Source organism: Streptomyces sp. NPDC022910, from assembly GCF_055561075.1.
This window is the reverse complement of record NZ_JBVHHL010000173.1, coordinates 1-1,435: the sequence shown is the minus strand read 5'-3', so window position 1 is coordinate 1,435 and position 1,435 is coordinate 1. Positions and strand designations below refer to the sequence as shown.

The window sequence follows — 1,435 nt, the reverse complement described above, 5'->3', positions numbered from 1 at the left end:
TGACCTGACCCTATGAGGGCCGGGCCCCCTTCCGTGCTCAGCCGGACGATACATATCGTCCGGGTATCGACGGGCTCGGGAAGGAGGCCCTCAATGTCTGTCTACGTCGGTATCGATGTGCACCGCAAGCGGTCGCAGATCGCGGTCCTCGACCGGGACGGCGCGGTTCGCATCAATCGGAACGTGCCCAACGGGGTCGCGCAGGTCCTGGGCGTCATCGGGGACCTGCCGATCGGCACTCCGGTCGCGTTCGAGGCCGCCTACGGCTGGGGCTGGCTGGTGGAACTGCTGGAGGACTACGGCTACCAGCCGCATCTGGTCCACCCGCTGCAATGCAAGGCCATCGCCTCCGCCAGGCTCAAGAACGACAAGGTCGACGCGGCCACGCTGGGCCGGCTGCTGCGTGCGGACCTCCTGCCGGAAGCGTGGATCGCGCCGCTGGAGGTACGCCAGCAGCGGGCCCTGCTGCGGCACCGCTTCCAGCTGGTACGGCTGCGGACGCTGCTGCGCAACCGGGTCCACGCGGTACTCGCGGACCTGGGCCACGACCGGGCGGGCTCGGTCTTCACCGGACCGGGCCGGGTCTGGCTCGCCTCGCTCGAGCTGCCGGACGCCTCCCGCCGCGTGGTCGACGACCTGCTGCAGCTGATGGACGCGCTGCAGATTCCGATCGACGCCCTGGACGTGCAGCTCGCCGCGCGCGCCCGCGGCGACCCCCGCGTCAAACTCCTTACCGCCCTGCCGGGGGTGGGCCCACTCACCGCGCTGGTGATCCTGGCCGAGGTCGGCGACGTCACCCGTTTCCCGTCCGCGCGCAAGCTCGCCGCGTGGGCCGGTCTCACCCCGACCGTGCGCGGCTCGGACCTCACCGTCCGGCACGGCCACATCTCCAAGCAGGGAGACGCCTGGCTGCGGTGGATCCTGTGCGAGGCCGCACAGACCGCCAAGCGCCACCCGGACTTCGCCGACACCTACCGGGCCATCACCGCCCGCCGCGGCAAGAAAATCGCCACCACCGCCATCGCCCGCAAGCTCCTCACCCGCGCCTATCACCTCCTCCAAGCCGCCGAACCGCAGCCGCAGCGCAGGAAACGAGCCGCGCGATGAAATCCCTCCCGCACCGGCCGCCCGCAGACCCCGGGGTGAGCTCGCATCCATTGCATGAGACGGCCCTCCGCCGCGCTCGATGACCTGACTGAGCAGCCCCGGTCCCCGGACCACGGTCATGGCGCCGACCACACCGGCCAGACGCCGAATGGGTGCATGTGAACCCCACGCCGACCACGGCATCCCGGGAGCCAACCCAACGCGAACGACCCCGTGGCGGACCACAACTTCACTCCAAGAACGCCCAACGCCCTCGGTACGACTCAACAGCTAAAACCCGAGGTCAGGGACCCAATGCGCGCTTGACAAGCCCGGCCCTCATGGGTGC

The 1,435-nt window shown here is 70.2% G+C and carries 1 protein-coding gene; it reads left to right on the top strand.

What is annotated here, in order from left to right:
- Nucleotides 1-93 precede the first annotated feature (93 nt).
- On the top strand, nucleotides 94-1,107 hold the full coding sequence (locus ACZ3TS_RS42985; RefSeq protein ID WP_467628709.1) for an IS110 family RNA-guided transposase: 1,014 nt from the start codon (nucleotides 94-96) through the stop codon (nucleotides 1,105-1,107).
- The last annotated feature ends 328 nt before the right edge of the window (nucleotides 1,108-1,435 follow it).

Bases quoted from the DNA above. Each gene is read 5' to 3' on its own strand.
- ACZ3TS_RS42985 (WP_467628709.1), top strand. From the start codon at position 94: ATGTCTGTCTACGTCGGTATCGATGTGCACCGCAAGCGGTCGCAGATC.